The following is a 17411-nucleotide window of genomic DNA, read 5'->3' as shown; positions in this document are numbered from 1 at the left end:
CGCGGAACCAAGTACTTAGACAAGCGTTGCATCGTGTTTCGTGCCGCCGGGCCGGCGATCGGTGGCCCGGGAGCCCCGGGGTCATGCAAAAGCGTTCCAACACGGATCGTTAGGCCGACGGCTCCCCGGCGAAGCGCCGTAGCCAGCCGAACCACGCGGCCATCCCCGCGCCGGTGCGCGCGCTGAGCGGCAGGATGGTTGCCGCCGCATTGACCTTGCGCACGTGCTCGATGTAGGTGTCGACGTCGGCATCGAGGTAGGGGACCAGGTCAATCTTGTTGAGCAGCACCACATCCACCGACCGGAACATGACCGGGTACTTGAGCGGCTTGTCCTCGCCCTCGGTCACGGAGTACACCATGGCCTTGGCGTGTTCGCCGACGTCGAACTCCGCCGGGCAGACCAAGTTGCCGACGTTCTCGATGATCACCAGGTCCAGCGCGGGAAGGTCGAGCCCCGGGAGGGCGCGGTTCACCATCGGCGCGTCCAGGTGGCACTCACCGCCAAAACCGTTGCTGGTGTTCAGCAATGACACCTGGGCGCCCCGGCCGCTGAGCTTGGCCGCGTCCAGATCGGTGGCGATGTCGCCTTCGATCACCCCGATGGCCAGCTCACCGGCGAGCTCGTCGAGCGTCGCCTGCAGGACGGTGGTCTTGCCCGATCCCGGCGAGCTCATCAGGTTCAGGGTGCGCACCCCGTTGTTGTCGAACGCCGCCCGGTTGGCGTCGGCGAGCATGTCGTTCTCGGCGAAGATCGCCTCCAGCACATCGACGCGCTGCTTGCCCGTTCGGTACTGGCCGTGATCGCCGTGCCGGTGGTCGACATCGTCGTGGTCGTGGGTGTGCACGGTACCGTCGTCGTGCCGATGAAATCTGCCCATGGTCAAATCCGTTCGGAGCGATCGATTTTCACGAGACGTCCAGCGACGTCACCAAGAATTCGTTGCCACGCAACACCTCGACGTCGGAGCTGTCGCACTCCGGGCACCAGATCGACCAGGCCGACGTGATCTCCGATTGCCGGCCGCACGCCCGGCAGCGCACCTCGGCGCCCACACACTCGAGTTCGAGTTCGGCCTCCGGCATGTCCTCGGCGTCGCGCACCAGCGTCCAGCAGAACGACAGCGATTCGGGCACCACCTGCCGAAGCGCCCCGATCCGCACGCGGACCACGTCGACGTGCCGGCCGTCGGCATGCGTCTTGGCCACCCCGGCGATCGCTTCGCACAGCGACAGCTCATGCACCGGCGGTCACCGGCGTCCAGCGAGGCTCATGAGCACCGTTCTACACCCGGACGCCCCGGCCGCGCAGCGGTGTCAGGAGGACGTCCACTTCTGCTCCAGGCGCGCGTAACGCCAGACGAGCACGGCCACCGCCCAGGTGGCGACGAACGCGCCCACCACGAAATAGCCGACGACGTTGAGGTCCAGCGCGCCGATCCAGGTCCAGAACGCGCCGCGCCAGCCGAACTGCGCTTGCAGCAGGGTGAGGAGTTCGACGCTGCCGATCAGCAGCGCGACGACCACCGACAGGGCGGTCACGGTGATGTTGTAGTAGATCTTGCGCACCGGGTTGGAAAAGGCCCAGCCGTAGGCGAAGTTCATGAACGAGCCGTCGACGGTGTCCAGCAGGCACATGCCGGCGGTGAACAGCACGGGCAGGCACAGGATCGCGTACCACGGCAACCCGGCGGCCGCGCTGGTGCCCGCCAGAACCAACAGCGCGATCTCGGTGGCCGTGTCGAAGCCGAGCCCGAACAGCAGCCCCACGGGGTAGGAGTGCCACGACTTGGTGATCGACTTGGTGAAGCGGCCGAGGATCCGGTTCATCAGGCCCCGGCTGTCCAGCTGCCGTTCCAGCTCGGCCCCGTCGGTCTCGGGGTCGTAGTCGCCGCGGCGCAGCCGGCCGAACACCCGCAGGATGCCGACCAGCACGACGACGTTGAGCAGGGCGATCGCGTACAAGAACACGCCCGAGACGCCGGTGCCGATCAGCCCGGTGTAGTGGTGCAGGTTCGAGGAGTCGTCCCGGACCGGCCCGACCATGGTCTTGACCCCCGACGCCAGCAGGACCGCCAGCCCGAAGACCACCGTCGAATGACCCAGCGAGAAGAAGAATCCCACGGCCAGGGGGCGCTGCCCGTCGTTCATCAGTTTGCGGGTGGTGTTGTCGATGGCCGCGATGTGGTCGGCGTCGAACGCGTGCCGCATGCCCAGGGTGTAGGCCGTCAACCCGATCCCGACACCGAATGCTCTGCCGCCGAAGCTGAATTGCGCGGGGGCAACCAAGGCCACCAGGGTGAACCAGCCGACCACGTGCAACCCGATGATGACCGTCAGCATGGCCGCGAGCCGCCACCACTCCGCCGGCGTCAACGCGCTGCGGAGCCTGGTCACCCATGACGGGCGCCGGCCGGGCTCGGTACTGGTCACCGGGGTCCTTCCAGCATCGGGAGGAAAGCAACCGGCACGAATGTATGTGCCGGTGCGCGCCGCGGTCAACTAGATGCAAGTGGGTTGCAGGAATCGCCATGGCCGGCGCAGGGGCCGAATTCGGCGGAAAACTGGCGCGCCCCGGGCGGCGGCGCGACACTGAACGGGTGACGCCCCAGCCGTCGGCATTGGATCCCTCCGTCACCGCCCGGATCGGCGATCTGTTGCGCGCCAAGGGGCTGCGGCGCATGTCGTCGCGGATCCAGGTGCTGGCCGTGCTCGAGCCGGTGGACGGGCATCTGCCGGTGGCGGAGATCCACCAGCGGCTGCGCGACTGCCTGCCGCACGGTGCGCACGCTCCCGACGTGGCCACCATCTATCGGACGGTGACCACCCTCGTCGGGCAGGGGGTGTTGCACGCGCTGACCCTCGACGGCGGCGTCACCACCTACGGGATGGCCACGGCGCCGCACCACCACGCCGTATGCACCGCGTGCGGCTCGATCATCGAGGTGCCAGCCCGGCAGCTCAGTTCGGCGCTCGAACACGCGATGGCGGGCAGTTCCTTCGCGCTGTCCGAGGCCGCGGGTCTGACGCTGCACGGCCTGTGCCCCGAGTGCCAGCGGCGCTGACCTTCGCCCAATGGTGGCGACCCGTCCCCCAGCTCCGCGGGGGTGCCCCCAGCGCCCGGCTTCGCCGCGCTCGCGATCGCCACATTCACCAATGGTGGCGACCCGCTTCGCCCGGCTTCGCCGCGCTCGCGATCGCCACTAGTACAGGTCCAGCAGCGCGTTCTCGACCACCTCCGGCAGCGCCGGATGGATCCAGTACTGGCCGCGGGCCATCTCCGGGACGGTCAGCCCGAAGCTCATCGCCTGGATCAGTGGCTGGATGATCGACGACGCCTGGGCGCCCATGACGTGCGCGCCCAGCAGGCGGCCGGTGTCCCGATCGGCGATGAGCTTGACTATCCCGGTGGTGTCCTCCATCGCCCAGCCGTAGGCCACGTCGCCGTAGTCGTGTATCGCGACCGAGATGTCGAACCCCTTTGCGGTGGCTTGGTTTTCCGTCAGGCCGACGGTCGCCACCTGAGGATCGGTGAACACCGCCGACGGCACGTAGCGGTGATCGGTCATCACCATCGAATCGGTGTCGTCCCACTCGCAGTGCAGGTTGTGTTGCACGACGCGGGCCTCGTGGTTGGCGACGTGCTTGAGCTGGTACGGCGAGGAGACGTCGCCGAGGGCGAAAACGCCACGGGCGGAGGTCCGTTGGTATTCGTCGACCAGCACCCGGCCGTCCTCGACGTCGACGCCGGCCTGTTCGGCGTCCAGCAGGTCGGCGTTGGACATGCGGCCGGTCGCGACCAGCAGCACGTCGGCGTTCAGTGTGGACCCGTCGTCGAGGCGCAGGGAGACACCGGAGCCGCTGTCGGTGCCCCCCACGACGTTGCGGTGGGTGCGCAGCTCCCATTTGGCCGCGGCGACGCGGGTGAAACGTTTGCACAGCGCGTCGTCGCAGTGCCGCAGCATGGTGCCGCCGCGGATCACCAGCGTCACCCGCACGCCGAGAGCGGAGAAGACGTGGGCGAATTCGGCTGCGACGAAGCCACTTCCGACGATCACGAGATGCTCGGGCAGCTCCGGGATCCGCATGATCGTGTCGCTGGTGTGATAGGTGACGCCGCATTCGGCGATCGCGGGTGGAATCACCGGGCGCGAGCCCGCAGCGATCACCACCTGCTCGGCGGTGAATTCGTCGCCGGCGTCGGTGCGCAACAGGTAGCGGCCGTCGGGCTGAACCGGCCCGAACCGGGTGTGCTGGCTGTACACGTCCACGTTGGGTGACGCGCGGCGGTAGTCTTCCCCGCTCATCGAGATCGGATCGATCCGGCCGAAGATGCGCGAGACGATGTCGTCCCAGCGCACCCGGTCGATGCGTGCGTCGACCCCGTAGCGCCCCGCCGCGCGGATCGTCGTGGCGACCTCGGCGGCGTAGACGAACATCTTGGTCGGGATGCACCCGACGTTCAGGCAGGTGCCGCCGAACGTGCCATGCTCGCACAGCGCCGCGCGCTTGGCGAGGAAGCGATCGTCGAGAAGCGTGTTGCCCGAACCGCTTCCGATGATCGCGATGTCGTACGTCTCCACCCCGTCAGCCCTTCCTCGACGACGGCGAGGCGTCCGTGCGATCGGTGAGGTAGTCGTCGAGCCAGAGGTCCAGCTGGCGGTAGGCCGCCCGACGAGGCTGCGGCAACGACAGGAAGACGTCGTGTTTGGCGTCGATGATCGGGGCGATGGTGCTGTGGTTGCCGATGCAGCCGGCCCGCCTGGCGATCTGGGTGACGTCGAGCACCGCGTCGCCGCATTGCATGGACGCCGCGTCGGCGGTCTCCCGCACGGTGTGATCCGAGCGCAGGATCAGGTTGGGCACCCCGACGTCGAGCCCGCGGTGCAACCGGGCGTGGCCGCGGCGGATCGCGTTGAGCCAGCCGAGCGTGATGGGGAATCCACCCACCGGTTTCCACTGCAGGTCGTAATCGAACTCGCCGTGGTAGTCGCGGTGCAGGGTGGTGCCGTAACCGCCGTCGGTGGGGGTGCGGACCACCCCCTTGGAGCGCACCCGGGACAGGCCGGCGATCAGCGCCGAGGTGACCGGCAGGCGCAGGGCCGCCGGGCCGTGCAGGTCCAAAAACGGGCTGTTGAGCACCAACCCCCCGACGCCGGCGTGGGCCCCGGCTTCGCGCCGGCGGAGCCGGTCCAGCCACAACGACACGATGAGCCCACCGGAGGAATGGCCGTACACCAGAACCCTGGGGGACCGGTCCTGCTCACGGATGACCGTCAGCGCATGTTCGAGTTCGGCGTGATAGTCGTCGAGGTTGGTGATGAAGTGCGGTGTCTGCCCGTCGCGCCGCGACCGGCCGCATTTCTGTAGGTCCAGCGCATAGAAGGCGAAACCGCGGGCGGCGAAGTGATCGGCCAGCGCCGTGTTGAAGAAGTAGTCGGTGTAGCCGTGCACGGCCAGCACCGCGTGGTCCGTGCCGGAAGCGCCGGGCGGCCCGGCGGGTTCGCCGCGCCGGACCAGCGTCGCGACGATCTCCCCTTCGCCCACCGGGTCGGGCCCCAGGGGGATGGTGCGCTGCCAATAACCGGGCAGGACATCGGGTTCCCAGCCAGTCACGAGGCCAGCTTAGAGGTTTTGCTGGCCACCGGGGGGCGCACGCCGTTCGTGGCCGGTTTGGCTCGGGATAGCCTGAGTGTCGGCGCAGTCGAGGGAAGGACCAAGGAGCAGGTGTCGTCGCTAGCCAGAACCGCACGGACGGACGTCGTGCTGGTGGGCGCGGGCATCATGAGCGCCACGCTGGGCGCGTTGCTGCGCCGGCTGCAACCCGACTGGTCGATGACCGTCGTCGAGCGACTGGACGCCGTCGCCGCGGAAAGCAGCAGCCCCTGGAACAACGCAGGCACCGGGCACTCCGCGCTGTGCGAACTCAACTACACCCCGCAGAACGCCGACGGCTCGATCGACATCACCAAGGCGGTGCGGATCAACGAGCAGTTCCAGGTGACCCGCCAATTCTGGGCGTACGCCGTCGAGAACGGGATGTTGACCGACACCGGCTTCCTCAACCCGCTCCCGCACGTGAGTTTCGTGCGCGGCGCGCGGCGCGTCGAGTTCCTGCGCCGACGGCAGCAGGCCCTGGCGGCCAACCCGCTGTTCGCCGGCACCGAATTCATCGACGACCCGCGCGAGTTCGCCCGCCGGCTGCCGTTGATGGCCGCCAAGCGCGACTTCTCCGAGCCGACCGCGCTCAACTGGGCCCCACACGGCACCGACGTCGACTTCGGTGCGCTGGCCCGCCAACTCGTCGGCTTCTGCGTGCGGGGCGGCGCGACCGCGCTGTTCGGCCACGAGGTCCGCGATCTGACCCGGCAATCCGACGGCACCTGGACGCTGCTGCTGCGCAATCGGCGCACCGGCGAAAAGCACCGGCTCAACGCCAAATTCGTCTTCGTCGGCGCCGGCGGCGACGCGCTGCCGCTGCTGCAGAAGTCCGACATCAAAGAGGTCAGGGGCTTCGCCGGGTTTCCCATCGGCGGCCGGTTCCTGCGCACCGACAACCCGCAGCTGGTCGCCGGCCACCGCGCCAAGGTGTACGGGGTGCCCGCACCGGGAGCCCCGCCGCTCGGCGCCCTGCACCTGGACCTCCGGTTCGTCAACGGCAAGCCGTGGCTGGTGTTCGGGCCGTACGCCGGCTGGTCTCCGAAGTTCTTGAAGCACGGCCGCCTCAGCGACCTGCCCCGCTCGGTCAGGCCCGACAACGCCCTGTCCATGCTCGGGGTCGGCCTGACCCAGCTGAAACTGGTCAACTACCTGATCGGCCAGTTGCGGCTGTCCGAACCGGACCGCATCCACGTGTTGCGCGAATTCGCGCCCAGCGCATCCGCTTCCGATTGGCAGCTGACGGTGGCCGGTCAGCGCGTGCAGGTGATCCGGCGCGACAGGCGCAAGGGCGGCGTGCTGGACTTCAGCACCACCGTGCTGGCCGCCGCCGACGGCAGCATCGCCGGGCTGCTGGGCGGGTCCCCGGGAGCGTCGACCGCGGTGGCGGCCATGCTGGAGGTGTTGCAACGGTGCTTCGCCGACCGCTATCGCGCCTGGCTGCCCGTGCTCCAAGAGATGGTGCCGTCGCTGGGCGTCGAGCTGTCCCGTGAGCCGGCGCTGTACGACGAGGTGTGGTCCTGGAGCACCGAGGTGCTGGGGTTGAGGTCCGATTCGGGGGTGCGGTCATGAGTGAAGCGTTGCGTCGGTCCTGGGCCAAAGACCTTGGCGCGCGGACCCTTTACGAGCTGCTCAAGTTGCGGGTGGAGGTGTTCGTGGTGGAGCAGGCCTGCCCTTACCCGGAGCTCGACGGGCGCGACCTGCTCGCCGAGACGCGGCACTTCTGGCTCGAGACGCCCGACGGCGAGGTGATCTGCACGCTGCGCTTGATGGAGGAGCACGCCGGCGGACACAAGACGTTCCGGATCGGCCGGCTGTGCACCAAGCGCAGCGCCCGCGGGCAGGGCCACACCACCCGCCTGCTGCGCGCCGCCCTGGCCGAGGTCGGCGAGTACCCGTGCCGGATCGACGCGCAGACCTATCTGGCCGACATGTACGCCCAGCACGGCTTCGTGCGCGCCGGTGAGGATTTCGTCGACGACGGCATCCCGCACGTGCCGATGCTGCGGCCGGGCTCGGGTCTGGCGGAGCTACCGTGAAGCCCTATCCGTTCAGCGCGATCGTCGGACACGACCAACTGCGCCTCGCGCTGCTGTTGTGCGCGGTTCGACCGGAGATCGGCGGCGCGCTGATCCGGGGCGAGAAGGGCACGGCCAAGTCGACGGCCGTGCGCGGCCTGGCGGCGCTGCTGTCCGCCGCCAACGGCAGTGCGGGGACCGGCCTCGTCGAAATGCCGCTCGGCGCAACCGAAGACCGCGTCATCGGCTCGCTCGACCTGCAGCGGGTGCTGCGCGACGGCGAGCACGCCTTCTCGCCCGGGCTGCTGGCCCGCGCCCACGGTGGCGTGCTCTACGTCGACGAGGTCAACCTGCTGCACGACCATCTGGTGGACGTGCTGCTGGACGCCGCGGCGATGGGTCGGGTGCACATCGAACGCGACGGCATCTCCCATTCGCACGAGGCGCGGTTCGTGCTGATCGGCACCATGAATCCCGAAGAGGGCGAACTGCGCCCGCAACTGCTGGACCGGTTCGGTCTCACCGTCGACGTGCACGCGTCGCGCGATGTCGACGTGCGGGTCCAGGTCGTCCGCCAGCGCATGGCCTACGAGGCCGACCCGGACGCATTCGCTGAGCGCTACGCCGACGCCGAGGCCCGGCTGGCCCGCCGGATCGCCGACGCGCGGGCGCTGGTCGGCCAGGTGATGTTGCCGGACAACGAGTTACGTCGCATCGCCGCGGTGTGCGCGGCGTTCGACGTCGACGGGATGCGGGCCGACCTGGTGGTGGCCCGCACCGCCGCCGCGCACGCCGCCTGGCGCGGGGCCGTGTCGGTCGAGGAGCAAGACGTCCGGGTGGCCGCCGAGCTGGCGTTGCCGCACCGCCGCCGCCGCGACCCGTTCGACGACCCCGGCATCGACCGCGACCAGTTGGACCAGGCGCTGGCGCAAGCCGGCGACGGCGGACCCGAGCCTGACCCCGACCCCGGGCCGCCCGGCGGCGGACAGTCCGCGGAAGACCCTGCGGCGCAATCAAACCCGTCGAGATCGCCAAGGCCGCAGCCACCGCGCCCCAGCGCGCCGCCGTCGAAGACCTTCCGCGCCAAGGCGCTGACGGTGCCCGGCGTCGGCGCGGGCGCGCCGGGGCGGCGGTCGCGGGCCCGCAACGCCGCCGGCAGCGTGATCGCGGCCGCCGACGGCAACGACATCGGCGCGGGTGCGCACGGGCTGCACCTGTTCGCCACCCTGCTGTCGGCGGCCGCGCGCGCCGGGGCCGGCCCGTTGCGGCCCGGGCCCGACGACGTGCGGCGGGCGATCCGCGAGGGACGGGAAGGCAACCTGGTCATCTTCGTCGTGGACGCGTCGGGCTCGATGGCGGCGCGTGACCGGATGGCCGCGGTGAGCGGTGCCACGCTGTCGTTGCTGCGCGACGCTTACCAGCGCCGCGACAAGGTCGCCGTGATCACGTTCCGCCAGCAGGAGGCGCGGCTGTTGCTGCCGCCGACGTCGTCGGCGCACATCGCCGGCCGGCGGCTGGCCCGGTTCGACACCGGCGGCAAGACCCCGCTCGCCGAGGGCCTGCTGGCCGCGCGGGAATTGATCGTCCGCGAGAAGGCGCGCGACCGGGGCCGGCGTGCCCTGGTGGTGGTGCTCACCGACGGCCGAGCCACCGCCGGGCCCGACCCGTTGGGCCGCAGCCGGGCCGCGGCCGCCCGACTGGCGGCCGAGGGCGCCGCCGCGGTGGTGGTCGACTGCGAAACGTCCTACGTGCGGCTGGGTCTGGCCGGGCAACTGGCCCGCCAGCTCGGCGCGCCCGCGGTGCGCCTGGAGCAGTTGCACGCGGACTCTCTGACCCGTGCCGTGCGCGACGCGGCCTGAGAAAGGCGATCGCTCATGCCCCAAGGCCGCCCGCTTCAGGTGCCCGACGACGGACTGAGCACCAAGGCCCGGCGCAACACCCCCGTGCTGGCTGTCCACACCGGGCCCGGCAAGGGGAAGTCGACGGCCGCTTTCGGGATGGCGCTGCGCGCCTGGAACGCCGGGCTTTCCGTCGCGGTGTTCCAGTTCGTCAAGAGCGCGAAATGGAAGGTGGGCGAGGAGACCGCCTTCACCCAACTCGGCCAATTGCACCAGCAGCACAACGTCGGCGGGCCCGTCGAATGGCACAAGATGGGGTCCGGTTGGTCCTGGTCGCGCAAGGCGGGCAGCGAAGTCGATCACGCGGCGGCCGCGGCCGACGGGTGGACTGAGATCTCCCACCGGCTGGCCGAGCAGCGCCACGACTTCTACGTGCTCGACGAGTTCACCTACCCGCTGAAGTGGGGGTGGGTGGACGTCGACGAGGTGGTGGACGTCCTGCTGGCGCGGCCCGGCCACCAGCACGTCGTGGTCACCGGGCGTGACGCCCCGCCACGGTTGATCGACGCCGCCGACCTGGTCACCGAGATGACCAAGGTCAAACACCCGATGGACGCGGGCCGCAAGGGACAGAAGGGCATCGAGTGGTGAGCGTGCCCGCGGTTGTCGTCGCCGCGCCGGCGTCGGGCAGCGGAAAGACCACCGTCGCAACGGGTTTGATCGGCGCCCTACGGCGCGCGGGTCGGGTGGTGGCGCCGTTCAAGGTCGGCCCCGACTTCATCGACCCCGGCTACCACGGCCTGGCGGCCGGGCGTCCCGGCCGCAACCTCGACCCGGTGCTGGTCGGCGAGGACCTCGTCGGCCCGCTGTACGCCCACGGGGCCGGCGGCGCCGACATCGCGGTGGTGGAAGGGGTGATGGGCCTCTTCGACGGGCGGATCGGGCCCGCGGCGGCCGGCCCCGCGGAGGGCTCCACCGCCCACGTCGCCGGGTTGTTGGGTGCACCCGTCATCCTGGTCGTGGACGCGCGCGGCCAGAGCCACAGCATCGCCGCGCTGCTGCACGGCTTTTCGACGTTCGACGGTGCGACGCGGGTCCGCGGCGTGATCCTCAACCGGGTCGGTTCGGCCCGGCACGAACACGTGCTGCGGCAGGCTTGCGAGCAGGCCGGCGTCGCGGTGCTGGGCGCCATCCCGCGTGCGGCCGAATTGGAGCTTCCGACAAGGTATTTGGGCTTGGTCACCGCTGTGGAATACGGGCGGCGGGCGCGGCAGGCGGTCGAGGCGATGACGGACCTGGTCGCGCGTCACGTCGACCTGGCGGCCGTGGCGGCGGTCGCCGCGAGCCGGGCCGCCCCGGCGTGGGACCCGGCGACGGCGATAGGGGAGACGCGGGGCGGGCGCGCCACCGTGGCGATGGCGGCCGGCAAGGCGTTCAGCTTCGCCTACGCCGAGCACGCCGAGCTGCTGCGGGCGGCCGGCGCCGACGTGGCCGAATTCGATCCGCTGGCCGAGGGGTTGCCCGATGGCACCGACGCGGTGCTGCTGCCCGGCGGCTTTCCGGAACAGTTCACCGCGGAACTCTCGGCCAACGTCGCCGTGCGCGGACAGATCCACGCGCTGGCCGCCGCCGGCGCGCCGGTACACGCCGAATGCGCCGGCCTGATCTATCTGGCCACCGAACTCGACGGCTACCCGATGTGCGGAGTGCTCGCCGGGTCGGCGCGGTTCACCCCGCACCTCACGCTGGCCTACCGCGACGCGGTCGCGGTAGCCGATTCGCCGCTGTATTCCGCCGGGCAACGGGCGGTGGGGCATGAGTTCCACCGGACCGCGGTCAGCTTCCGCGACAGCTACCAGCCGGCGTGGGTGTACCGGGGTGCGGACGCCGATGCCGTGCGGGATGGCGTCGTGCACGCCGGCGTGCACGCCTCCTACCTGCACACCCATCCGGCGGCGGCGCCCGCCGCGGTCGCGCGGTTCGTCGCGCACGCCGCCGACCGCCGCGCCGGCGCTGCGAACGCCAACCACTAGGCTTGCCCGGTGACCGAGAACGCCTACCTCGCTGGACTGCGGCTGGCCGGCAAGAAGGTTGTGGTGGTCGGCGGCGGCTCGGTTGCCCAGCGCCGGCTGCCCCTCCTCATCGCCAGCGGCGCCGACGTCCACGTCATCTCCCGCAGTGCCACCATGTCGGTCGAGGCGATGACCGGAATCACCTTGTCTCTGCGCGAGTACCGCGACGGCGACCTGGACGGCGCGTGGTACGCGATCGCCGCCACCGACGATCCCGAGGTGAACGCCGCAGTGGTCGCCGAGGCCGAGCGCCGCCACCTGTTCTGCGTCCGCGCCGACATCGCGGTCGAGGGGACCGCGGTGACACCGGCGTCCTTCAGCTACGCGGGGTTGTCGGTCGGCGTGCTGGCCGGCGGCGAGCACCGCCGGTCGGCGGCGATCCGCTCGGCCATCCGCGAGGCGTTGCAGGCCGGGATCATCACCACCGACAGCGCCGCGAGCTCCGACGTCGTGCACGGTGGGGTGGCGCTCGTGGGCGGAGGGCCCGGCGACCCCGAACTGATCACGGTGCGCGGGCGCCGCCTGCTGGCCCACGCCGACGTGGTGGTCGCCGACCGGCTTGCGCCGCCGGAACTGCTGGCCGAACTGCCGCCGCACGTGGAAGTCATCGACGCGGCGAAGATCCCGTACGGGCGCGCGATGGCACAGGACGCGATCAACGACGTCATGATCGACCGGGCCCGGTCCGGAAAGTTCGTCGTCCGCCTCAAGGGCGGCGACCCGTTCGTCTTCGCCCGCGGGTACGAGGAAGTGCTCGCCTGCGTCGACGCCGGGATCCCGGTCACCGTCGTGCCGGGTGTGACAAGTGCCATAGGGGTGCCCGCGCTGGCCGGCGTGCCGGTCACGCATCGGGCCGTAAATCACGAATTCGTGGTGGTCAGCGGCCACCTGCCACCCGATCACCCCGAATCGTTAGTGAATTGGAATGCGCTGGCCGCCTTGTCCGGCACGCTTGTTTTGCTGATGGCCGTCGAACGCATCGAACTTTTCGCCGATGCTTTGATAAAAGGTGGCCGACCTGCGGATACGCCGGTGCTGGTGGTGCAGCACGGCACGACGGCGGCTCAGCAAACTTTGCGGGCTACCCTGGCCGACACGCCGGAAAAGATTCGGGCCGAGGGCATCCGACCTCCCGCGATCATCGTGATCGGGCCGGTGGCCGGTTTCGGGCTTTAAACGGATCTTAAGATTACTGTAAGGTAACCCTTTATGACGGCTCTCAACGACAGTGAGCGCGCGGTGCGGAACTTCACTTCTGCGCGCCCCGATCGTCCGGCCCCGGTGCGCGCCACGCGCCCGGCGGAGACCGCCTCCACTCGCATCAGCAAGTACTACCCGGCGTGGCTGCCTTCGCGTCGCTTCATCGCGGCCGTGATCGCCATCGGCGGCATGCAGTTGCTGGCGACGATGGACAGCACCGTCGCCATCGTCGCGCTCCCCAGGATCCAGAACGAGCTGAGCCTGTCCGATGCCGGCCGTAGCTGGGTGATCACCGCGTACGTGCTCACCTTCGGCGGGTTGATGCTGCTGGGTGGCCGGCTCGGCGACACCATCGGGCGCAAGCGCACCTTCATCGTCGGCGTCGCGCTGTTCACCATCTCCTCGGTGCTGTGCGCGGTGGCGTGGGACGAGGCGACCATGGTGATCGCGCGGCTCTCCCAGGGCGTCGGGTCCGCCATCGCCTCGCCCACGGGCCTGGCGCTGGTGGCGACCACATTCCCCAAGGGGCCCGCGCGTAACTTCGCGACGGCGGTGTTCGCCGCGATGACCGCCATCGGTTCGGTGATGGGCCTGGTGGTCGGCGGTGCGCTGACCGAGGTGTCCTGGCGGCTGGCGTTCCTGGTGAACGTGCCGATCGGGCTGGTGATGATCTACCTGGCCCGCACCGCGCTGCGCGAGACCAACCGGGAACGGATGAAGCTCGACGCGACCGGGGCCATGCTGGCCACGCTGGCCTGCACCGCCGCCGTGTTCGCCTTCTCGATGGGGCCGGAAAAGGGCTGGGTGTCGATCACCACCGTCGGCTCGGGTGTGGTGGCGATGGCCGCCGCGCTGGCGTTCATCATCGTGGAGCGCACCGCCGAAAACCCCGTCGTCCCGTTCGAGCTGTTCCGCGACCGCAACCGGCTGGTCACCTTCGCCGCGATCTTCCTCGCCGGCGGGCTGATGTTCAGCCTGACGGTCTGCATCGGCCTGTACGTGCAGGACATCCTCGGCTACAGCGCGCTGCGCGCGGGCGTCGGCTTCATCCCGTTCGTCATCGCGATGGGCATCGGCCTGGGCGTCTCTTCCCAGCTGGTGTCCCGGTTCTCGCCGCGGGTGCTGACCATCGGCGGCGGACTCCTGCTGTTCTGGGCGATGATCTACGGCTGGGGGTTCATGCACCGCGGGGTGCCCTATTTCCCCAACCTGGTGCTGCCGATCATCGTCGGCGGAATCGGCATCGGCATCTGCGTCGTCCCGCTGACGTTGTCGGCGATCGCCGGGGTCGGTTTCGACCAGATCGGCCCGGTGTCGGCGATCGCGCTGATGCTGCAGAGCCTGGGCGGGCCGCTGGTGCTGGCCGTCATCCAGGCCGTGATCACCTCGCGCACCTTGTACCTGGGCGGCACCACCGGCCCGGTGAAGATCATGAACAACCTCCAATTGCATGCGCTCGACCAGGGCTATACCTATGGACTGCTGTGGGTGGCCGGGGTGGCGGTCGTTGTCGGCGGCGCGGCGCTGTTGATCGGCTACACGCCGGCACAGGTGGCCCACGCGCAAGAGGTCAAGGAAGCGATCGACGCCGGCGAGCTGTAGCTCGCGGATTTCACCGCATTACGGCCGTGGCGGGCCGGGAACCATTTGGTGCTCGCCGGGTGTGATAGCGCCCGCGATATCACATTCTCGAAGCCTCGTATGATCCTGATCTCCGCGCCGTGCTGAATTGCCCGGCTCCTCAACGGGCCGACGCGGCCCGCATCGTCGCCGGGCCGCTGGTCACCGCTGGGCCCGATGGCGGTGACCCGCCGCGCCCGGCTTCGCCGCGCTCGCGGTCACCGCTAGGCTGGCCCGCTGTGATCACCCGGATGTCCCAGCTGTTCTTGCGCACATTGCGCGACGATCCCGCCGACGCGGAAGTGCCCAGCCACAAGCTGCTCATCCGGGCCGGTTACATCCGGCCCGTGGCGCCCGGGCTGTACAGCTGGCTGCCGCTCGGCTTGCGGGTGCTGCGCAGGATCGAACGGATCGTCCGCGAAGAGATGGACGCGATCGGCGGGCAGGAGATCCTGTTTCCCGCGCTGCTGCCGCGCGCGCCGTACGAGACGACGAACCGGTGGACCGAATACGGCGACGGCGTGTTCCGGCTCAAGGACCGCCGCGGCAACGACTACCTGCTGGGGCCCACGCACGAAGAGGTGTTCACCCTCACCGTCAAGGGCGAATACAGCTCCTACAAGGACTTCCCGGTGCTGCTCTACCAGATCCAGAACAAGTACCGCGACGAGGCGCGCCCGCGCGCGGGCATCCTGCGGGTGCGCGAGTTCCTGATGAAGGACTCCTACTCCTTCGACATCGACGACGCCGGGCTCAAGGCCGCCTATCACGCGCATCGCGAGGCCTACCAGCGCATCTTCGATCGGCTGCAGGTGCGCTACGTGATCGTGTCCGCGGTTTCGGGAGCGATGGGCGGCAGCGCCTCCGAGGAGTTCCTGGCCGAAAGCCCGGTCGGCGAGGACACCTTCGTGCGCTGCCTGCAGTCCGGCTACGCGGCCAACGTCGAGGCCGTGATCACCGCCCGCCCCGAGGCGCGTCCGACCGACGGGCTGCCCGAGGCGGTGGTCCACGACACCGGGGAGACCCCGACCATCGCCACCCTGGTCGACTGGGCCAACCAGGCCGACCTCGGTCGCACCGTCACCGCGGCCGACACGCTGAAGAACGTGTTGCTCAAGGTGCGCCAGCCCGGCGGGGACTGGGAACTGCTGGCGATCGGCCTGCCCGGCGACCGCGAGGTCGACGACAAGAGGCTGGGCGCGGCGCTGGAACCGGCCGACTACGCGCTCCTCGACGACGTCGACTTCGCCAAGTACCCCTTCCTGGTGAAGGGGTATATCGGGCCGAAGGCGCTGTGCGAGAACGGCGTTCGCTATCTCGTCGACCCGCGGGTGGTGGACGGGACCAGCTGGATCACCGGCGCCGACGAACCGGGCCGGCACGTCGTCGGCCTGGTGGCCGGCCGCGATTTCACCGCCGACGGCACCATCGAGGCCGCCGAGGTGCGCGACGGCGACCCGTCTCCCGACGGCGCCGGCCCGCTGGTCTCGGCGCGGGGCATCGAGATCGGGCACATCTTCCAGCTCGGCCGCAAATACACCGACGCGTTCACCGCCGACGTGCTCGGCGAGGACGGCAAGCCGGTGCGGCTCACCATGGGCTCCTACGGCCTCGGGGTGTCGCGGATGGTGGCGGTGATCGCCGAGCAGCACCACGACGAGCTGGGCCTGCGCTGGCCGCCGGCGATCGCGCCGTTCGACGTCCACCTGGTGATCGCCAACAAGGACGCGGACGCCCGCACCGGGGCCACCGAGCTGGCCGGCGACCTGGACCGGCTGGGGGTCGACGTGCTGCTCGACGACCGGCAGGCGTCGCCGGGGGTCAAGTTCAAGGACGCCGAGCTGCTGGGCGTGCCCTGGATCCTGGTGGTGGGGCGCGGCTGGGGCAACGGCGTGGTGGAGCTGCGTGACCGCTTCACCGGGGAGACCCGCGAACTGGCCACCGGGCCGTCGCTGGCCACCGACCTCGCGGCAGCCCTGGCCGTATAGGGCCAAAAGCCTTGCGGCGCTAGTCGTTTCCGCCCGGGAAACTCGTCGTGATCGGCCAGGCGCCCAGCACGCGGTTCCATCGGGCGGCCATCACGGCGCTTTGCGTCAGGGCCGTCGCGGCGAACGCGCGGTCGTCGGCCGTCTCGGCATGCTCGATCACCACACGCCAGGCCGACGCGCAGTCGTTCTCCATCCGCGCGGCCAGGCGCGCCGAATCCGCCGCGCTGCCCACCAGCATGGGCAACTGATAACCGGCGGCGGCGACGGGTGCGTTGACCTTGCGCGCCGTCAGCATCGCGATCACGTCGTCGCGGCGTTGGCGGTGCTGGCCCAGGGCCTCCACCACCAGGCCGTTCACGCTGGGCGGCGACAGCGCCGACACCATGCCGTAGCCGTAGATCGTCGAGTGCTCGATGGCCAGCGCGTCGCACAGCGCCGCGTTGTCGGCGTCCTTGCCCGAGCTCATATCGACGGCCCCCCGGGCACCAGGGCGACCGTGTACGACGCCGTGCAGGACGCGATGATCGAGGCCAGCAGCCCCGCCCGGTAGCCCGATTCGCCGGCCACCAGGCGGTTGGCGCTGTCCGCCGAGGCGCGCAGCGCGTTGATCACGTCGGACACCGGCGGCGGGGGCGGCGGCGGGCCGGCCGGTTCGGCGGGACTGGGGGAGGGGGCGGTCGTCTCGCTCGTCGACGACGTGGTGATCTTGCCGGCGGCCCGCGAGATCTCCGTGGACAGGGCGCGGGCGTGCGCGGCGCGCTGGCTCGCGACCACCGTCAGCGCGGCGGCGATCTGCGGCGGATTGCCGACGGCCGCCGCGGCCGCACCGGCCAGCGCGCTGTCCTTGCGGGCCTGGTCCAACGGCCCCAGCAGCTCTTCGACGGCCGGGGGCTTGGGCGGGGACTCGCCGCAGGCGGAAGTGACCACCCCGAGCGCAGCCAGGGCCGCGCCGCCGACGAGCACACCCCGCCGGTTGACGACGGGATCTGCGCTAGACACAAACACATCCTGCCATCGG

The 17411-nt window shown here is 70.3% G+C and carries 16 protein-coding genes; 9 read left to right on the top strand and 7 right to left on the bottom strand.

Annotated features, from left to right (window positions below; translation table 11 throughout):
* Window positions 1–109 precede the first annotated feature (109 nt).
* The 3 genes from hypB to nicT all read right to left on the bottom strand — a co-directional run bounded on the left by hypB (window position 110) and on the right by nicT (window position 2432).
* Window positions 110–880, bottom strand: a complete 771-nt coding sequence (gene hypB, locus AWC03_RS17995) for a hydrogenase nickel incorporation protein HypB (protein ID WP_085242079.1) — start codon at window positions 878–880, stop codon at window positions 110–112.
* Window positions 881–908: 28 nt separating this feature from the next.
* The gene (locus AWC03_RS17990) at window positions 909–1244 is read right to left on the bottom strand and encodes a hydrogenase maturation nickel metallochaperone HypA (protein WP_085242078.1); all 336 of its coding nucleotides are present in this window, start codon (window positions 1242–1244) and stop codon (window positions 909–911) included.
* Between the two features lie 72 nt (window positions 1245–1316).
* Window positions 1317–2432: a Nickel transporter NicT gene (gene nicT, locus AWC03_RS17985; protein WP_085242077.1), complete on the bottom strand. Its 1116-nt coding sequence runs from the start codon at window positions 2430–2432 to the stop codon at window positions 1317–1319.
* Window positions 2433–2599: 167 nt separating this feature from the next.
* Here nicT and AWC03_RS17980 point away from each other — a divergent pair, with 167 nt between their 5' ends.
* The gene (locus tag AWC03_RS17980) at window positions 2600–3064 is read left to right on the top strand and encodes a Fur family transcriptional regulator (protein ID WP_085242138.1); all 465 of its coding nucleotides are present in this window, start codon (window positions 2600–2602) and stop codon (window positions 3062–3064) included.
* 138 nt (window positions 3065–3202) lie between these two features.
* On the opposite strand, the gene mtr is transcribed toward AWC03_RS17980, so the two are convergent.
* Complete coding sequence (mtr, locus tag AWC03_RS17975; RefSeq protein WP_085242076.1) at window positions 3203–4582, bottom strand: mycothione reductase; 1380 nt, start codon at window positions 4580–4582, stop codon at window positions 3203–3205.
* A 4-nt stretch (window positions 4583–4586) separates the two neighbouring features.
* On the bottom strand, window positions 4587–5615 hold the full coding sequence (locus AWC03_RS17970) for an alpha/beta hydrolase (protein ID WP_085242075.1): 1029 nt from the start codon (window positions 5613–5615) through the stop codon (window positions 4587–4589).
* A 111-nt stretch (window positions 5616–5726) separates the two neighbouring features.
* Here AWC03_RS17970 and mqo point away from each other — a divergent pair, with 111 nt between their 5' ends.
* The 8 genes from mqo to AWC03_RS17930 all read left to right on the top strand — a co-directional run bounded on the left by mqo (window position 5727) and on the right by AWC03_RS17930 (window position 16393).
* Window positions 5727–7229, top strand: coding sequence for a malate dehydrogenase (quinone) (gene mqo / locus AWC03_RS17965; protein ID WP_085242074.1), 1503 nt, complete (start codon window positions 5727–5729; stop codon window positions 7227–7229).
* Window positions 7226–7696, top strand: coding sequence for a GNAT family N-acetyltransferase (locus tag AWC03_RS17960; RefSeq protein ID WP_085242073.1), 471 nt, complete (start codon window positions 7226–7228; stop codon window positions 7694–7696). The genes mqo and AWC03_RS17960 overlap by 4 nt, the downstream gene beginning before the upstream one ends.
* Window positions 7693–9534, top strand: coding sequence for a VWA domain-containing protein (locus AWC03_RS17955; RefSeq protein ID WP_085242072.1), 1842 nt, complete (start codon window positions 7693–7695; stop codon window positions 9532–9534). Before AWC03_RS17960 ends, AWC03_RS17955 begins: the two co-directional genes overlap by 4 nt.
* Window positions 9535–9549: 15 nt before the next feature.
* Window positions 9550–10164, top strand: coding sequence for a cob(I)yrinic acid a,c-diamide adenosyltransferase (gene cobO, locus AWC03_RS17950; RefSeq protein ID WP_085242071.1), 615 nt, complete (start codon window positions 9550–9552; stop codon window positions 10162–10164).
* Window positions 10161–11546 carry a cobyrinic acid a,c-diamide synthase CobB gene (locus AWC03_RS17945; protein ID WP_085242070.1) on the top strand — a complete coding sequence of 462 codons (1386 nt, stop codon included), beginning with the start codon at window positions 10161–10163 and terminating at the stop codon, window positions 11544–11546. The genes cobO and AWC03_RS17945 overlap by 4 nt, the downstream gene beginning before the upstream one ends.
* A gap of 9 nt (window positions 11547–11555) precedes the next feature.
* Window positions 11556–12761 (top strand): uroporphyrinogen-III C-methyltransferase, encoded by a 1206-nt coding sequence (cobA, locus tag AWC03_RS17940; RefSeq protein ID WP_085242069.1) that lies wholly within the window; start codon window positions 11556–11558, stop codon window positions 12759–12761.
* Between the two features lie 33 nt (window positions 12762–12794).
* On the top strand, window positions 12795–14387 hold the full coding sequence (locus tag AWC03_RS17935) for an MFS transporter (protein WP_085242068.1): 1593 nt from the start codon (window positions 12795–12797) through the stop codon (window positions 14385–14387).
* A gap of 257 nt (window positions 14388–14644) precedes the next feature.
* A complete protein-coding gene (locus tag AWC03_RS17930; protein WP_085242067.1) occupies window positions 14645–16393 on the top strand; it encodes a proline--tRNA ligase in 1749 nt (582 codons plus the stop codon).
* A 19-nt stretch (window positions 16394–16412) separates the two neighbouring features.
* Here AWC03_RS17930 and AWC03_RS17925 read toward each other — a convergent pair whose 3' ends face one another.
* Window positions 16413–16859: a ferritin-like domain-containing protein gene (locus AWC03_RS17925; RefSeq protein WP_085242066.1), complete on the bottom strand. Its 447-nt coding sequence runs from the start codon at window positions 16857–16859 to the stop codon at window positions 16413–16415.
* On the bottom strand, window positions 16856–17392 hold the full coding sequence (locus AWC03_RS17920; RefSeq protein ID WP_085242137.1) for a hypothetical protein: 537 nt from the start codon (window positions 17390–17392) through the stop codon (window positions 16856–16858). The genes AWC03_RS17925 and AWC03_RS17920 overlap by 4 nt, the downstream gene beginning before the upstream one ends.
* Window positions 17393–17411: the final 19 nt, after the last annotated feature.

The organism is Mycobacterium europaeum, assembly GCF_002102155.1.
Classification (GTDB): domain Bacteria; phylum Actinomycetota; class Actinomycetes; order Mycobacteriales; family Mycobacteriaceae; genus Mycobacterium; species Mycobacterium europaeum.
Note: the sequence above shows the minus strand (reverse complement) of the source record. Positions and strands in the feature narration are given on the sequence as shown.